This is a genomic window from Propionivibrio sp. (assembly GCF_016790145.1).
Classification (GTDB): domain Bacteria; phylum Pseudomonadota; class Gammaproteobacteria; order Burkholderiales; family Rhodocyclaceae; genus Propionivibrio.
The window spans coordinates 46991-63180 of the sequence record NZ_JAEUOI010000176.1; the positions used below are offsets into that span (position 1 = coordinate 46991).

The window sequence follows — 16190 nt, forward strand, 5'->3', positions numbered from 1 at the left end:
TTTTTTACTTGATTCTCCGCAAAAACCTCGGCATGATTAGCCTGCTCCTCGTCGCACAAAGTCATTGCGCTTTGATCTCATCGAACCAGCGCACCCGTCTACACCGCACCTTGCAGCCACAAAAAAAGAGAGGAAAAACATGAGCCATAATGCACATCAACTGTCCTTGACCGAACTCGCTGAAACGCCGGGTAGCGATTCACTCGCCGATCAGGAAATCTCCGCCGAAGTCCTCATCGAAAAATATGCCAAAGGCAGCGAAACCAGCGTCCATGACGTGCGCCGCCGTGTGGCGCGTGCCTTGGCCGCCACTGAGGAAGAAAAATACCGCGCCCGCTGGGAAGAGCGCTTCCTGTGGGCACAGGAAAACGGCTTTGTCCCCGCCGGTCGCATCAACTCGGCTGCCGGTACCCCGCTGGCGGCTACCCTGATCAATTGCTTCGTGCAACCGGTGGGCGACTCGATCGTCGAAATCGTCGACGGCAAACCCGGCATCTATAACGCGCTCGCCGAAGCCGCAGAAACCATGCGCCGCGGCGGTGGCGTCGGCTATGACTTCTCCTCAATCCGCCCGCAAGGAGCACAGGTCAAGGGCACGCAATCACGCGCGTCCGGCCCGGTCTCCTACATGCGCGTTTTCGACCGTTCGTGCGAAACCGTCGAATCCGCCGGCGCCCGCCGTGGCGCGCAGATGGGCGTACTGCGCTGCGACCATCCGGACATTGAAGTTTTCATCCACGCCAAGGACAAAGGCGACCTCTCCAACTTCAATATCTCGATCGGCGTCACCGACCCCTTCATGCAGGCGGTCGAAGCCGATGCCGAGGTTGAGCTCGTGCATCGCGCCGAACCCAATGTCGACATGAAATCCGCCGGCGCCTATCTGCGCGAAGACGGTATCTGGGTCTACCGCAAGGTTCGCGCCCGCGACCTGTGGGACCAGGTAATGAGGTCCACCTACGATCATGCCGAACCGGGAATTCTCTTCCTTGACCGCATGAACAAGGACAACAACCTTTACTACTGCGAAGTCATCGAGGCCACCAACCCCTGTGCCGAACAGCCGCTGCCGCCTTATGGCTGCTGCTGCCTGGGCTCGATCAACCTGACCCTGTTCGTCAGGCACGCCTTTACCGAGCACGCCGAGTTTGATTTTGCCGCTTTCGGCGAAGTGGTCAAGGTGTCCACCCGCATGCTAGACAACGTGCTCGACGTGACGGCCTGGCCGCTTGAGCGCCAGCGCGAAGAAGCCGCCAACAAGCGTCGGGTCGGTCTCGGCTATACCGGCCTCGGTGATGCCCTGTGCATGCTCTGCCTGCGCTATGATCGCCCGGAAGCCACCGTCATGGGCGCCCGTATCTCCGAGCACATGCGCAACACGGCCTATCTCGCCTCGGTCGAACTGGCCAGGGAACGCGGCGCCTTTCCGCTGTTCAATGCCGAACTGTACCTCTCCGGTGGCAACTTTGCCTCGCGTCTGCCGACCGAGATCAAGGCTGAAATCCGCAAGCATGGCCTGCGCAATTCGCACCTGCTTTCGATCGCGCCCACCGGCACCATCTCGCTGGCCTTTGCCGACAATGCCAGCAACGGCATCGAACCGCCCTTCTCCTGGACTTACAACCGCAAGAAGCGCATGCAGGATGGAACACTCAAGGAATACGCCGTCGAAGACTACGCCTGGCGTCTCTACAAGCACCTGGGCGGTGATGTCGGGACGCTGCCCGACTACTTCGTCACCGCGCTGGAAATCTCTGCGCAGGCTCACAAGGACATGGTCGCCGCCGTTGCACCGTACATCGATACCTCGATCTCGAAGACCGTCAACGTCCCGGCCGATTACCCCTACGAGGATTTTCAGGATCTCTACATGAGCGCCTGGAAATCCGGCCTCAAGGGCTTGGCGACCTACCGTCCGAACAGCGTTCTCGGCTCGGTGCTCTCGGTTGAGACAAGCAAACCGGTTGATGACAAGAAGCAGCCACAGGACTTTATCGGCGGCGATGCCAACCGCCGCCTGTCAATCAAGAACCTGCCAGCCCCGGTGCTCTCCAGCCTGCGCTGGCCGGGTCGCCCGGATCTGCCGGAAGGCAACATGGCATGGACCTACATGATCGAGCACGAACTCGGCAAATTCGCTCTGTTCGTCGGCCATGTCGAGCAGGAAGGCCGCTCCTGGCCGTTTGAAGCCTGGGTCAACGGACCGGCGCAGCCGCGTGGCCTCGGTGCCGTGGCCAAGACTCTGTCGATGGACATGCGCGCCGACGACCACGGCTGGCTGGCGCTCAAGCTCGAATCGCTGGCCAGGACACCGAATGGCGAAGGTTTCGACATGGCGTTCCCGCCGCATGGCGAGCGCCAGCGCATGCCGTCACTCGTCTCCGCGATGGCGCGCCTGATCCAGTACCGCGTTGAACAACTCGGCGCCTTCAAGAAGGAAGGCCCGACGCCGGTGCTTGACGCCCTGTTCAGCCGCAAAGAGCCAAAGACCGGCACCGACGGCACGCTCTCCTGGACGGTCGACATCTTCAACCCGGCGACCGACGAAGACTTCGTTCTCGGTCTGAAGGAAATCACCCTGCCCGACGGCGTGACCCGCCCCTACTCGGTGTGGCTCTCCGGCAACTATCCGCGCGCCCTTGACGGCCTGACCAAGCTCCTCTCGCTCGACATGCGTGTCCTCGACCCGGCCTGGATCGGCATGAAGCTCAGGAAACTGCTCGACTACCCCGAGCCCCTTGGCGATTTCATGGCCTTCATCCCCGGCACCCGGCGCCAGACCAACTACCCGTCAACGGTCGCCTATATGGCGCAACTCATCATCCACCGCTACGCAATGCTCGGCATCCTCGATGAAAAGGGCATACCGCTGCAACAGATGGGTATTCTTGAAGTCCCGGCCGGCAGCACGGCAGCCAAGCCGACGGCCGGCAAACTGTGCAGCGAATGCGGCAACCACACGATGATCCGCAAGGACGGTTGCGACTTCTGTACTGCCTGCGGCGCCGTTGGCACTTGCGGCTAGCTCGCTTTAGCCCGTAGTCAGAATCCCCAGGGTCTGCTTTCTACAGCCCTGGGGATTTTATTTCTCCGGAAACAGCTTCAGAATAGACGTTTGGAGGCCGTGGAAATCGGTCTCCAAGCCCGCGGTCCCCCTCCCCGTTACTCGCCGCGCACCAGCAACAGCGAAGTTTCTGCCTTGCGCACCAGTCGCTCGGCGACGCTGCCGACAAAGAAGCGTTCCATTCCCCGCCGACCGTGCGTGCCGATGACGATCAGATCGGCCTTCCACTCTTCCGCCGCATCCGCGAGCATGTCGGAAACATGTTTCACTTCCGATTCGATCAGTCGGGTTTCAACCTCGACCCCCGCTGCACGCGCCGTATCGGCAGCCTTGCCCAGGAAACCCGATGCGCCAAGGCGCAACTTGTACTCGGCCTTGCCCACACTGTTCGGCAGCATCATTTCCATTTTGCGACTGGAAAAAATCGTCTCATCGATGGCGTGGCAAATAATCAGTTGCGCCGTACTGACTTTGGCCAGTTCAATCGCGGTTTCCAATACACGGTTGGTCATGAAGCTTTCGTCAACGGCCACCAGTATTCGCTTGTACATTTTCCTGCTCCATTCATTCCGGAAAAAACCATTTTAACCTCAGCGGCCCCTGGACAAGCACTCTGGGCGACCTCGTGGCACGCCTGATTATACAAACAGGTTAGCTCAAGTGATCATCCAAAACCTGCGTTCAGGCTGAAATGCGGTGAGTTGACGATCCTGCCAAGTCTGTAAACTTACAATTCTTTCAGTCTGCAATTCAGCCAGCACTCAAGGAAATAAACATAAACTAATCGGTGCTAGCATGCCAAACACGTTTGCATTGGCTATAATTAATTTGCTGTCAGCATTTAAACCACAAGAGGAGACAAATCATGGAAAGACGTTCATTTTTGAAAAAAGCAGGTGTTGGTATTGCGGCCGGTGCCGTGGCCATGCCCGCGCTTGCCCAGAATGCCCCGACCATCAAGTGGCGCCTGGCTTCGAGCTTCCCGAAGAGCCTTGACACCATTTATGGCGGTGCGGAACACATGGCCAAGCGCGTCTCGGAAGCGACCGGCGGCAAGTTCCAGATTCAGGTGTTTGCTGCGGGCGAGATTGTTCCCGGCCCCGGCGTGCTCGATGCCGTCAAGGACAACACCGTTGAAATGGGACACACCGTCTCGTATTATTTTTACGGCAAGGATCCGACGTACGCCTTTGACGCCGCCGTCCCTTTCGGCATGACCAACCGGCAAATGGACGCCTGGTACCGTTATGGAAATGGCACCAAGCTGATGGGCGATTTTTTCGCCAAAGTCAATATCATACCGATTCCCTGTGGCAACACCGGTACGCAGATGGGCGGCTGGTATCGCAAGGAAATCAAGACCGTAGCCGATTTGAAAGGTCTGAAAATCCGTATCGGCGGCTTCGCTGGCGCGGTTCTCTCCAAGCTGGGTGCCGTTCCGCAACAAATCCCAGGTAGCGACATTTACCCGGCACTGGAAAAAGGCACGATCGACGCGGCCGAATGGGTTGGCCCGTATGACGACCAGAAGCTCGGCTTCAACAAGGTGGCCAAGTTTTACTACTATCCCGGCTGGTGGGAAGGCGGCCCGCAGGTATCGGCCTACATCAATGCCAAGAAGTTCGCCGAATTGCCTAAGGAGTACCAGACCATTCTGCAACTCGCCTGTGCCGATGCCCATGTCGACATGATTGCAAAATACGATGCCAAAAACCCGACAGCGCTCAAGCAACTGGTGGGTTCCGGTACGGTGCTGAAGCAATTCCCCAAGGAAGTACTGGATGCCTCCTACAAGGCGGCGATGGAAGTATATGCCGAAACATCGTCAAGCAACGCCGAGTTCAAGAAGGTGTACGAGGACTACAGGAAGTTCATGGACGATCAGAACGTATGGCACCGTGTTGCCGAAGGCTCGTACGCGAACTTCATGTTTAGCAAGCGATAAGCGGCCTGCTGGTGGGTCTGTTGTAGCGGACTCTCCTGGCAAACCGACGAACGGGGGCGATTGCCTCCGTTTTTCTTTTGCGGCATCCAAGATCAAATTCAATGGCGCGCCCCGCCGAAGCGGGTTTTGTCTGACCGGCGAAAACGCAGGAGACTTACTTCGCAGGCTCCGGTTTCATCGAATCCATGATGGCTTTGTTGGCTGCGTCTTCTGCGGCTTTTGAATCTGCCGGTGTGCTTTCCTGCCCTGGTGTCGTCGCAGGATTGCCATAGTACGAGCTTGGCATCTCGATCTGCACCGAATCGAGATCGACCTTCACGTCCTTGTCCAGTCCGAAAGTCACCATCTGCGGGAACATGATGACCAGCGCAATCATGATGATCTGGATGCAGACAAAAGGAATCGCGCCCCAGTAGATGTCTGTCGTCTTGATCGTCGGCGGTGCGACCGAGCGCAGATAGAACAGCGCGAAACCGAACGGCGGATGCATGAACGAGGTCTGCATGTTCACCGCGAGCAGCACACCAAACCAGATCAGGTCGATTCCCAGCTTGTCGGCGACCGGCCCGAGTAGCGGAACGACGATGAATGAAAGCTCGAAGAAGTCGAGGAAGAAGGCGAGCAGGAAAACGAGAATGTTCACCACGATCAGGAAGCCGATCTGGCCACCGGGCAGGCCGCTCAACAGGTGCTCGACCCATTTGTGTCCATCGACACCGTAAAAGGTGAGCGAGAAGACCCGCGCGCCGACCAGAATGAAGACCACGAAAGTCGTCAGCTTGGCCGTCGTTTCCATGGCCTGCCTGAGCAGTTTCCATGACAAGCGCTTGCGACCGATGGCCATGAACAGCGCTCCGGTCGCACCCATCGCGCCGCCCTCGGTCGGGGTGGCAATTCCGAGGAAAATGGTGCCGAGTACAAGAAAGATCAGGAACAGCGGCGGTACCAGCGTCGTCAGCACCCTCAGCAGCAGCTTGACGCCGCGAATCGAGCGCGCCTCGAGTGGCAGCGCCGGCACCCACTCCGGCTTGAAAATGGCGATGAGGATAACGTAGCCCACATAGAGGCCGGTCAGCACGAAGCCGGGAATGAATGCGCCGGCATACATGTCGCCAACCGATTTGCCGAGTTGGTCGGCCATGATGATCAGCACCAGCGACGGCGGGATGATCTGCGCCAGGGTACCGGAGGCGGCAATGACGCCGGAGGCCAGCTTCTTGTCGTAGCCGTAGCGCAGCATGATCGGCAGCGAGATGAGACCCATCGAGATGACCGAGGCAGCGACAACGCCGGTGGTTGCCGCGAGCAGCGCTCCGACGAAGATCACCGCGAATGCCAGTCCACCGCGCAGTGGGCCGAAGAGCTGGCCGATGGTATCAAGCAGGTCTTCGGCCATCCCGGATCGTTCGAGGATCAGACCCATGAAAGTGAAGAAAGGAATGGCCAGCAAGGTGTCGTTGGCCATCACGCCATAGATTCTGTCTGGCAGCGCCTGGAAAAGCTGTGGACCGAGCAGGCCGAGCTCAATGCCGACCAGGCCGAAGAATATGCCGTTGGCGGCCAGGGCAAAAGCGACCGGGAAACCGATGAGCATGAACAGCACCATCGAGGCGAAAATGATCGGCGCCATGTTGTTGATCATGAACTCGGTCATCACAGGTCTCCCTTCTGTGCCTTGATGGCGAGTGCAAGCTCTTCTTCAGGAGTCAGCGTGTGTAGTTTCTCGGTCGGGTCGGGGCACAAGCCCTGCAGGAAGCCGATGCGCTTGATCAGCTCCGAGACCCCTTGCATCACGAGCAGGAAAAAGCCGACCGGTATCATCAGGCGTGCCGGCCAGACGGCGAGTCCGCCCGAATTATTGGACTGTTCGTTGCTGTGCAGTGCGAGCAGGAAAATCGGCCACGACATCCACATGATGGCAATCGCCATCGGCATCAGGAAAAAGAGGATGCCGAAAATGTCGATCCAGGCCTGGCCGCGCTTCGAAAATTTGCCGGAGATGACATCGATACGCACATGCTCGTTCTTCATCAGCGTGTAGCCGGAGCCGAGCAGAAATATCATCCCGAACAGATACCACTGGATTTCGAGGAAGGCGTTTGAACTGTAGTTGATGGTGTAGCGCATGATGGCATTGCCAGCGCTGATCAATGTGACGATCAATACCAGCCAGATGATCGACTTGCCGATCCGCTCGGTCAGTGCATCGATCAATTTAGAGAGCTTGAGTAAAGCATTCACTAAACATCCCTCCGAAGATCATTGCAAAATTTTGGTTTCTCGGTCCCGATCGCTCTATTTATGCTCTGAGGCTTGATAATGTATCCGTCTACCCGACAAAAAACAACTTGGATCGCTGAGTCAATACAGCATTTGCCTCAGAACAGGAACGGGGTCGCGACTAGCCGCCTGGAATTGCCCAATGGCCAGATTGAAGGAGATGCTTGACGCGAAGAAATTGGGACGCCCGACCTGCCGGTCGATGCAGCCTGTCCCCAGACGCCAATTACAAGGGCGCAACGTTATGCCAGGGCGATGACCATCATTGGCAAGCACGTTATACACAATAACTGCAGACCCTGCCCGGTTTCATTCCGGTTCATTGCATCTGCGTCGGAGTGGAAGGATTGGACCAGAACCATCGCAGCGGTTGCCACGGCGATCAAGTGCGGCGAGATCATCCTTCCGGTATAACCGCCGCTCGTGCTGGTCGCGACCAGCAGCGCATCGGCGATGCCAATCGGCTGTGCGCTAATCGCTTGCTGGTTACACTGCGGCGACCTCACGCTATTTTGTCTCCAGCACTTTAGCAGTGGCCTGGAATCCATCCGGGAAAGCAGACAACATCGGAGAATGAATGCTTTGAAGACCTCGCCACATGGTTATTGACCATGGGATGCCGAAGCGATGAATCATCGCTGCGGCACCTTTGTGCACATCCTTATGCCAGCGAAAACTGCTCAGTGGAAATGGACTCCGTCGTGACCTGCGGTCGGGGCAGCCAGATTGGCGCCCAGGACTCGTGATAGGATGGTCACGAGAGCTACGATGCCAACGAATATTCCCAGCCACATCAAGCCTTCCGGGTTGATCACGATCGGCCCGGCCTTGGTCGCCAATGCGGCGGCCGCTGCAGCCACAGGCTTGACGTAAGTTGGAACGATACCGGGGAATACATACGTCCACAGCATGTGCAGGATGCCGATGACCACCACCAGGAAAACCGAGTGCTTGAATGTAAACCGGAAGATCTCGGATTCGCGACCGACCAATCCTGTAGCGCCTGTGGCAACGGCAATTGATTGCGGCGAGATCATCTTGCCGCAAACGCCGCCGCTGGTATTGGCCGACATCGTGATCACCGGGTCGATACCGAGCTGCTCGGCAGTGACCGCCTGTAGCTTGCCAAACAAGGCGTTCGTCGATGTATCGGAACCGGTCATGAATACTCCAAGCCAACCGAGAAGGCTGGCGAAGAAGGGGAAGGCCCAACCGGTCGTGGCAAACGCGTAACCCAGCGTGATCGCCATGCCGGAAAAGTTCATGATGTAGGCAAAGCCGAGGATCGTCGCAATGGTCACAATCGGCCATTTGAGGGTTTTCAGCGTATTGCCCGCGACGCCAACTGCCGTCTTGAGCGATGCGCCCATGACCATGATCGAGAACAGCCAGGCGAACAGGATGGCGGTGCCGGCCGCGCTCAGGATGTTGAAGTTAAAGACGGCAGGCTTGGCTTTGCCGGCCTGGTCGATGACCATCTTGTCCAGACCGGAAATAGGTATGGCATAGTCGAAGACCAGCTTCGTCATCTGGTTGAGGGCTTGATTGACCGGCTTGATGCCCCAGGCGCAGACGAAGAGCGAAAGGATGATGAAAGGCGCCCACGCCCGGAAAATCTGACCGCCGGAGTATTTAAGCGCTTCTTTGCCAAGGCTCACGGGTTCATCGGGGAAACGCCAGCTTTCTTTCGGATGCCAGACCTTGAGGAAGAGGACCGTGCACACGATCGATGAGAGCGACGCAATGATATCCGGAAGCATCGGTGCGGTGATCGGCGAGTTGGCCGAAAAAAACTGTGCAATGGCGAAGGAGGCTCCGCTGACCAGGCAGGCGGGCCAGACCTCGATACCCTTCTTCCATCCGGTCATGACAACAACGAGATAGAGGGGAATGAAAATGCTTACGATCGGCAGTGTCCGGCCGACCATCTGGCTCAGCGCGAAGTCGGGAATGCCCGCGACCTGCCCGCCGACGACGATCGGAATCCCGATGGCACCCCAGGCGACCGGCGCCGTGTTGGCCAGCAGACAGATGCTTGCAGCATAGAGCGGATTGAAGCCGAGACCGGCCAGCATCGCCGCCGTAATGGCAACCGGGGTTCCGAATCCGGCGGCGCCTTCGATGAAGGCGCCGAAGGAAAACGCGATCAGCAGTGCCTGCAAGCGGCGGTCGTCCGTAATTGAAGCCAGTGAGTTCTTGATCACCTCGAACTGCCCCGTCTTCACCGACATGTTGTAGATGAAGAGCGCTGTGATGACGATCCAGCACACCGGGAACAGACCGAACGCGCCACCGTACAGTGTCGCAAGCGCTGCCAGATCAATCGGCATGCCATAGATAGTCACCGCGATTACCAGTGCAAGTCCGGTGCCCCCCATCGCCGCAAACTGGCCCTTCATGCGTTTGATTGCCAGGGCCCAAAACAGAAAGAAAATCGGTATTGCCGCAACAAGCGCAGACCATCCGATATTGCCTAAAGGATCATAATTCATTTGCCAGGTCATAAGAGTCTCCTTCTAACTTTTCAAAGCAGGCTTCGAGGACAGCAACCCCGGAGCGATGGTGAGCATGCTGAAGTCATTCGACCTCAAGCGCGGGGGTGACAGGTCAAGAAAGAAGAACATGATCGGGATCGCGGCGATCAGCGATGACAGCCAGAGGCTGCCCAAGGGATCGTAGACATGCGGCCAGGCTTGCATTGTGAACCTCCTTATAGTTTTAAAATTGGTGTTACACGGGTGGCGATGGTAGCGAGCAGTTCAGCAGGCTTCCATGGTTTCTGTCCGACTGCATTCTTCCAGCAGGTAAGCGATGGAACGGTAGGGGCGGCCGGTCTCGGCGGTGAGGCCGATTTCGCAGGTGCGGTTGGTGGAGACCCCTTCGCAGCAGTTGGCGGGCAAGGCCTCGTGCACCTTGCGCAGGGCGTGGACGTTTAGTTCCGGGACAACGAAGCCGCGGTCGCCGGCGAAGCCGCAGCAGGTGACGCCGGCGGGCTCGACGATTTCTTCGGCGCAGGCCGTGATCAGGCGTCGCAGCTTGCTGTCGGAAGCGACGCGGCGGACGCTGCAATTGATATGCAGGGCAATGGGTCCTCGCTTGCGCGTTACCATCAGGCGGGGCAGCAGCGCATCGTGGGCAAATTCATGGAAATCAAGCAACGTCAGGCGACCTGCAAGGTGCTTTTGCATGCGCACCGAGCAGGTGCTGGCATCCATGATCACCGGATAATGGCCGCCGTGTCCATCGTCCGCCGCTTTCAGCAGCGCAGCGGTCACCGTGTCGGCCATCTGCTCGGCCTCCTCGGCCATTCCCTTGCTGGCGAGCATCTGTCCGCAGCAAAGCTTGTCGAATCCTTCCGGCAGGCGCGGGTCATAGCCGGCGCGCACCAGCAGTTCGATGATGACTTCCGGCAGGGTCGCCTCGTCGGGGGTGTTGGCGCCAAAGATGCGACCGCCGCAAGCGGGGAAATACACTACCGGATCGCCGATGCCGGTGCCTTTGTGTTGTTTGGGTGCTTTGCCGGCCTGTGGCATGCCACGTTTCCAGGCGCCGCGCGAGAGGCGGGCGACGAGGCTTTCGCCGACTACGCTGGAGACGGCATGGCCGATGGACAGGCCCACGCGGGATGCGGTTGCCACCTTGCCGAAATTATCCGCCGTCAAGTGCGCAACCAGATGCGAAGGCGCTTTGTTGCCTAGCCCGCGGCCGCGCAAACGGCGCGTCAGCTCGCCGGTGTCGATGCCGACCGGGCAGGCGGTCGAGCACAGGCCGCAGCCGGCGCAGGTATCGAGACCAAAGTAGGCAAAATCCTTGCCGACGTCGGCCGCTTCTTCACCGGCGGCGGCGCGCCGCGACAGTTCCCGCCAGCTTACGATGCGCTGTCGGGGCGAGAGGGTCAGCCGGTGCGAAGGGCACAAGGGCTCACAGAATCCGCACTCGATGCAGCGGTCGATGATATCTTCGGCGGCCGGCATCGGCTTAAGGTTTTTCAAGTGCGCCTGCGGGTCATCGTTGATGATGACACCAGGGTTGAGAAGATTGTCCGGGTCGAAGAGCGTCTTGATCCGGCGCATCAGGTCGGTAGCCTGCCGGCCCCATTCCATCTCGACGAAGGGAGCCATGTTGCGGCCGGTGCCGTGCTCGGCCTTGAGCGAACCGTCGTACTTGTCAACAACCAGTTTGCAGACATCGTCCATGAAACGGGCGTAGCGCTCAACCTCAGCGGCGTCCGAGAAATCCTGGGTAAACACAAAGTGCAGATTGCCTTCGAGCGCATGACCGAAGATGATTCCTTCGCTGTAGCCGTGCTGGCGTAACAGCGCCTGCAGATCGAGCGTGGCGGAGGCCAGGGACTCGATGGGGAAGGCCACGTCCTCGATGATGACCGTGGTGCCGGCGCGGCGCATCGCGCCGACCGAGGGGAAAGTGCCCTTGCGCACTTTCCAGTACATTTCGCAGGTCGCCGGATCGGTTGAAAACTTCGGCGCTTCGACGGTGGCGATACCGTTCAACGCACCGAGCGCTGCATCAATGCGCTGCTGCAAAAGCACGGCGCTTTCCGCGCGTACCTCGATCAGCAACGCAGCGGCATCGTTGCTTAGCGTACGAATGATCGGTGGCAATCCTGGCTTGTCCTCTACCGAGCGCAGGGCCGGTCGATCAAGCATTTCAACGGCGGACACCGGCTCCTGCTTGAGGCGGATGACGGCCTGGCAGGCGGTTTCGATGGTGTGGAAAAAAACCAGGGTACTGGCCTTGAAAGGATCCTCGACGACGGTGCGATAGGTGATGCGCGACATGAAGCCCAGCGTTCCCTCAGAGCCGATCATCAGATGAGAGAGAATGTCGATGGGGTCTTCGTAGTCGATCAGGGCGTTGAGGCTGTAGCCGGTGGTGTTCTTGATCTTGTACTTGTGACGAATTCGGGCAGACAGCACTTCGTCGGCACGCGTAGCGGCGCCCAGGCGCGCCAGTTCCTCGACCAGGGCGGCATGGCTTTGGCGGAAGCGGGCGACGCTGAACGGATCCTCGGTGTCGAGTACGGCACCATCGGCGAACACCAGACGCAATCCGGCCAGGGTGCGGTAACTGTTCTGAGCTGTGCCACAGCACATGCCGGAAGCATTATTGGCGGCAATGCCACCGATCTTGCAGGCGCTGATCGAGGCCGGGTCCGGGCCGATCTTGCGGCCATGAGGGGCGAGACGGTAATTGACTTCGCCGCCGATGATGCCGGGACCGACGCGCACCGTGGCGGCATCAGGCCCGATTTCACAGGTGGCAAAACCTTCACCGATGAGCACCAGGATACCGTCGGTCACCGCCTGTCCCGAAAGGCTGGTACCGGCGGCGCGGAAGGTCAGATGAATGCCCTGCTGTCGGGCCACCGCCAGAACGTACGTCACGTCGTCTTCGTTTTCCACGACGACAACAACCTGGGGGATCAGCCGGTAAAAGCTGGCATCGGTACCCCAGGCCAGCAGGCGCAGTTCATCGGTGATGACACGCTCTTCAGGAAATTGCTTGCGCAGATGAGCTACCAGTGTGTTCATATTGGCCGACTCCAATAGACAGTAATTGAATGATAACGATTTTCATGAGGCACAACGCACTAAATTCATCAACTGCCAACAAATTTCATCACTTGAAAAGTTCTGACGCAAAGCATAATCAAAGATAAAATGGCCTGAAAATTGGTAGTACCAATTATTTTTTCGGGACAACGCCGCCTTGAACAAGCGGCTGGAGGATGCTCATGGCACAGCACAGCGTTGCACAACAAGCCCAGCGAGCACTCGAGGCACACCTGCTCGATGGCTCCTGGCCGGTGGGTGTGCGCTTGCCGGCCGAGCGGGCGCTGGCGGAAACGCTTGGCGTTTCCCGGAACTCGCTACGTGAAGCGATTTTCTGCCTGAAGGCACGCGGCCTGCTGGTCAGCAAGTGGGGCAGCGGCGTCTTCGTCACCGATCGATTGCAGACCGCCATTTCATCGCCCTGGCGGCAACTGGTTGCCGATCATCCTGATTTGCGCTGGGACACGCTGGAGTTTCGCCGCGAAATGGAAGGGGCCACGGCGCATTACGCCGCCCTGCGTGCCGACAAGACTGACCTGAAGAAGATCGAAGGCATTATCAAACGCCTGACCAGAGCTTATGAGACGGGCGAAAAAAATGAAGAGTACAAGGCTGACGCCGACTTTCATGAGGCCATCGCCGAGGCCTCGCACAACAGCATGTTTCTCTACCTGCACGCCGGCATTTTGCGCATGCTGCGCGAACACATCAGTCTTAACCTGATGGGCATGGAAGACCCCAGCGGTAAAATCACCGATGACCTGCGTCGGCAGCACCTCGGGGTCTGGGATGCCGTCCGCAAGCACCAGCCGGAAGCGGCACGACAAGCCATGCTCGCCCACATCGACTTCACCCGAATAGAACTTGAACGGCGGCAAGGCTGAAGCTTGTGCCGACAGATGGCTTTTGCCTGATTGGCCTGAACGGCCGATAGCGCACCGTTATCCCTCGTGCTGCCGTCAGAAAAGAACCCTTGGCAACAGGCTCGAAGTGACGGCAAGGCAATGGTTTAACGGCTGATCATCTTCAAGGAAACGCTGAATAAGCCGTCACACCGGCGGTAGCCGGTGTCCAGTGCCTTGGTTTTTCTGGATTCCGGCTTTCGCCGGAATGACGTTTTAGACTTGCTCAGCGGCTCCTTAAAGCGAATCAGGGAAGACAGATGAACGAATCAGGTCTGGCTAAACGGGCAGTCACTTCAACTCGTGTACCCTGATAACCCGAGAAAAACTTTTTGAAACCCATCCAGCCAGGAGGAAAGAAAAGGCGCTTTACTTTGCCGGACCATTCTTGCGCAAACTGATTTTGAGCTTCGCCAGCGATATTGAGATGATTCATGGTGATTTCTCCGTTGTCTTGAATGCCCCCAATTGAGGGATTGCACGCAATGTATGCAGAATGCCGCATCGCGGCAAATGACCAATTCTCATCCGGGCTTGAAGAAAAACTCATCCATTTCCTGTCGGAGACTTTCGCACATTCCGGCACAACGCCTGTCCATGCACTGCGGATGTCAAATCGATATAGAAAAAAATGAAAAATCCGTACCCCGCTTGCTTCCTGTCAGGGCTTGTACCCGATCTTCAGGCCGGGCAGCCTGTAAATCCCATATGAATACGTATTTACGCTTCCAAGGCGAACACGGCAGAGAGTATTGTCAAAGGTCCGCTCGTTGGCGTGACAGCCACCATTTCGCTCGCATCGTGCGTTTTCCAGTATTGCAGCGCAGACCGGTCAGGGGTTCCAATACTGAGCGAATTTTGATTTTTTCCTTGGCGGCGAGGTGAATTTGACCTGCGCTTTACCCTCGACGATTTCGCCGATCACCGTGGCATGATCGAAGCCCTGCTGCAGGAAGACCGAGAGGACCTCGGTGACCACCTCCGGCGCACAGGCAATGAGCAGACCGCCGCTGGTTTGCGGATCGGTGAGCAGGGCGCGCTCATTGTCGCCAAAGCGCTTGGGGTCAAGCTCAACACTACTGCCGTAGCCCGCCCAGTTACGCGTTGAGGCACCGGTCACGCAAGCACGCTCGGCATAATCGAGTGCGTTGGGCAGGACGGGAAGCGATGCAAAATCAAGCACGGCCGTGACGCCGGAACCTTTGCAGATTTCCAGCAGATGGCCGAGCAGACCAAAACCGGTGACATCGGTCATGGCGTGCACGCCGGCCAGACAGCCGAACGTCGCACCCGGTGTATTGAGCTGCGTTGTCGAAGCGATCATCGTCGCGTAGTCGTGCGCCGCCAGCAAGCCCTTCTTGAAGGCGGCGCTATACAATCCAACTCCCAGACGTTTGCTGAGAATCAGCCTGTCGCCGACTTGCGCACCGGTATTGCGCCTGACATTGCCGGGGTGCACCAGACCGATGGCCACCAGACCGTAAATCGGTTCAAGCGAATCGATGCTGTGGCCGCCGGCAATCGGGATATGCGCCCTGGCGCACACCGACTCGCCGCCTTCAAGGATGCGCCGGATGATATCCAGCGGCAAGGTACTGACCGGCATGCCGACAATCGCCAGCGCAAACAGCGGCGTGCCACCCATGGCGTAGATATCCGACAGGGCGTTGGTTGCGGCGATGCGGCCGAAGTCGTAGGGATCGTCGACAATCGGCATGAAAAAATCGGTCGTAGCGACAATCGCCTGCTCGTCATTGATCTGGTAAACCGCCGCATCGTCGCTCGTTTCGAGGCCCACCAGCAGTTGCGGCGGCAGCAGACCCGGTGCGCTCCTGGAGAGAATCTGTTCGAGCACGCCGGGAGCGATCTTGCAACCGCAGCCGCCGCCATGCGCCAACTGGGTCAGCCGGATCGGCGCTTCGGCAACGGGTTCGGGAGCCGCAACAACGTCTGTTTTCTTCTTGCGCATTCTCTTCTTCTGGATAACTGGAAATAAAGTTAAAGGCCGGCTGGAACGGATTCAGCGGCTGTGAATTAATGGATCTACACCTACCAAGCCGTGGCCCGAGGCCAGGCTTCGCGCTCATTCCGGCGCAAGCCGGAATCCAGTACCTTCCTCTGATATCCGTTAAAAACAATCGGATAAAAGAGCTGGACCCCGGCTTGCGCCGGGGTGACGAGCTTGGAAATCAGGCAGTGATGTTTGTGCACAGACTCTCAGGCCACGTCGAATCCCGCAGCTTCAATCGCTGCCCTGAATTGATCGGCACCGACTTTCTCCGGGTCGAAGGCTATGCTGGCCTGGCCGGCCTCCAGCGATACGTCAACACGGGCGACGCCGGGCAATGCGAGCAAAACCCCGCTGACATTCTTGACGCAGCCCTGGCAGCTCATTCCGCCAACGCCGATCACGATCTGATCCATAC

Annotated in this window: 13 protein-coding genes; 3 read left to right on the forward strand and 10 right to left on the reverse strand. The window is 58.3% G+C overall.

Features of this window, described 5'->3' with window-relative positions; all coding sequences use genetic code 11:
- Nucleotides 1-139: 139 nt before the first annotated feature.
- Nucleotides 140-3025, forward strand: a complete 2886-nt coding sequence (locus tag JNM42_RS14740; protein ID WP_294271675.1) for an adenosylcobalamin-dependent ribonucleoside-diphosphate reductase — start codon at nucleotides 140-142, stop codon at nucleotides 3023-3025.
- 137 nt (nucleotides 3026-3162) lie between these two features.
- Here JNM42_RS14740 and JNM42_RS14745 read toward each other — a convergent pair whose 3' ends face one another.
- Nucleotides 3163-3615: a universal stress protein gene (locus JNM42_RS14745; RefSeq protein ID WP_294271677.1), complete on the reverse strand. Its 453-nt coding sequence runs from the start codon at nucleotides 3613-3615 to the stop codon at nucleotides 3163-3165.
- 314 nt (nucleotides 3616-3929) lie between these two features.
- Here JNM42_RS14745 and dctP point away from each other — a divergent pair, with 314 nt between their 5' ends.
- On the forward strand, nucleotides 3930-5009 hold the full coding sequence (dctP, locus tag JNM42_RS14750) for a TRAP transporter substrate-binding protein DctP (RefSeq protein WP_294271680.1): 1080 nt from the start codon (nucleotides 3930-3932) through the stop codon (nucleotides 5007-5009).
- 154 nt (nucleotides 5010-5163) lie between these two features.
- On the opposite strand, the gene JNM42_RS14755 is transcribed toward dctP, so the two are convergent.
- From JNM42_RS14755 to JNM42_RS14780, 6 genes are all read right to left on the reverse strand, one after another.
- Nucleotides 5164-6663: a TRAP transporter large permease subunit gene (locus JNM42_RS14755; RefSeq protein ID WP_294271682.1), complete on the reverse strand. Its 1500-nt coding sequence runs from the start codon at nucleotides 6661-6663 to the stop codon at nucleotides 5164-5166.
- Nucleotides 6663-7250 carry a TRAP transporter small permease subunit gene (locus tag JNM42_RS14760; RefSeq protein WP_294271684.1) on the reverse strand — a complete coding sequence of 196 codons (588 nt, stop codon included), beginning with the start codon at nucleotides 7248-7250 and terminating at the stop codon, nucleotides 6663-6665. Before JNM42_RS14760 ends, JNM42_RS14755 begins: the two co-directional genes overlap by 1 nt.
- A 281-nt stretch (nucleotides 7251-7531) precedes the next feature.
- On the reverse strand, nucleotides 7532-7795 hold the full coding sequence (locus JNM42_RS14765) for an L-lactate permease (RefSeq protein WP_294271689.1): 264 nt from the start codon (nucleotides 7793-7795) through the stop codon (nucleotides 7532-7534).
- Nucleotides 7796-7969: 174 nt separating this feature from the next.
- Complete coding sequence (locus JNM42_RS14770) at nucleotides 7970-9793, reverse strand: lactate permease LctP family transporter (RefSeq protein ID WP_294271692.1); 1824 nt, start codon at nucleotides 9791-9793, stop codon at nucleotides 7970-7972.
- Nucleotides 9794-9805: 12 nt separating this feature from the next.
- The gene (locus JNM42_RS14775) at nucleotides 9806-9988 is read right to left on the reverse strand and encodes a hypothetical protein (RefSeq protein ID WP_294271695.1); all 183 of its coding nucleotides are present in this window, start codon (nucleotides 9986-9988) and stop codon (nucleotides 9806-9808) included.
- Nucleotides 9989-10048: 60 nt separating this feature from the next.
- On the reverse strand, nucleotides 10049-12841 hold the full coding sequence (locus JNM42_RS14780) for an FAD-binding and (Fe-S)-binding domain-containing protein (protein WP_294271698.1): 2793 nt from the start codon (nucleotides 12839-12841) through the stop codon (nucleotides 10049-10051).
- 203 nt (nucleotides 12842-13044) lie between these two features.
- On the opposite strand from JNM42_RS14780, the gene JNM42_RS14785 reads away from it, so the two are divergent.
- On the forward strand, nucleotides 13045-13746 hold the full coding sequence (locus tag JNM42_RS14785) for a FadR/GntR family transcriptional regulator (RefSeq protein WP_294271701.1): 702 nt from the start codon (nucleotides 13045-13047) through the stop codon (nucleotides 13744-13746).
- A gap of 265 nt (nucleotides 13747-14011) precedes the next feature.
- On the opposite strand, the gene JNM42_RS14790 is transcribed toward JNM42_RS14785, so the two are convergent.
- The 3 genes from JNM42_RS14790 to JNM42_RS14800 form a co-directional block, all read right to left on the reverse strand.
- A complete protein-coding gene (locus JNM42_RS14790; protein ID WP_294271703.1) occupies nucleotides 14012-14314 on the reverse strand; it encodes a hypothetical protein in 303 nt (100 codons plus the stop codon).
- 282 nt (nucleotides 14315-14596) lie between these two features.
- Nucleotides 14597-15733: a selenide, water dikinase SelD gene (selD, locus tag JNM42_RS14795; protein ID WP_294271705.1), complete on the reverse strand. Its 1137-nt coding sequence runs from the start codon at nucleotides 15731-15733 to the stop codon at nucleotides 14597-14599.
- 248 nt (nucleotides 15734-15981) lie between these two features.
- Nucleotides 15982-16188, reverse strand: coding sequence for a heavy-metal-associated domain-containing protein (locus JNM42_RS14800; protein WP_294271708.1), 207 nt, complete (start codon nucleotides 16186-16188; stop codon nucleotides 15982-15984).
- Nucleotides 16189-16190 lie beyond the last annotated feature (2 nt).